The sequence below is a fragment of the Stenotrophomonas sp. YIM B06876 genome, assembly GCF_030711595.1.
GTDB lineage: Bacteria > Pseudomonadota > Gammaproteobacteria > Xanthomonadales > Xanthomonadaceae > Stenotrophomonas.
Genome location: NZ_JAUJUJ010000475.1, coordinates 1 through 621, shown reverse-complemented (window position 1 = coordinate 621; position 621 = coordinate 1). Strand labels below are relative to the sequence as shown.

The 621-nt window shown below is 69.5% G+C and carries 1 protein-coding gene; it reads left to right on the top strand.

Annotated elements, in window-relative coordinates; translation table 11 throughout:
* Positions 1-621: ABC transporter permease subunit (locus tag QZH66_RS18000; RefSeq protein WP_305807174.1), on the top strand; the 621-nt coding region annotated here is incomplete at both ends.

Sequence of the window (621 nt, the reverse complement as noted above, 5' to 3'; positions counted from 1 at the left end):
CAGCAGCGACCGCGCCCAGCGCCTGCTGCGCCCGCTGCTCGACGCCATGCAGACCACGCCGGCCTTCGTCTACCTGGTGCCGGTGGTGATGCTGTTCGGCATCGGCAACGTGCCCGGCGTGATCGTCACCACCATCTTCGCGCTGCCGCCGCTGGTGCGCATGACCAACCTCGGCATCCGCCAGGTGCGGCCCGACCTGATCGAGGCGGCGCGCGCCTATGGCGCCTCGCCCTGGCAGATGCTCACCAAGGTGCAGCTGNCGGTGGTGATGCTGTTCGGCATCGGCAACGTGCCCGGCGTGATCGTCACCACCATCTTCGCGCTGCCGCCGCTGGTGCGCATGACCAACCTCGGCATCCGCCAGGTGCGGCCCGACCTGATCGAGGCGGCGCGCGCCTATGGCGCCTCGCCCTGGCAGATGCTCACCAAGGTGCAGCTGCCGCTGGCCATGCCGTCCATCATGGCCGGCATCAACCAGACGCTGATGCTGTCGCTGTCGATGGTGGTGATCGCCTCGATGATCGCCGTCGGCGGCCTGGGTCAGATGGTGCTGCGCGGCATTGGGCGCCTGGACATGGGCCTGGCCACCGTGGGCGGCCTGGGCATCGTGCTGCTGGCCAT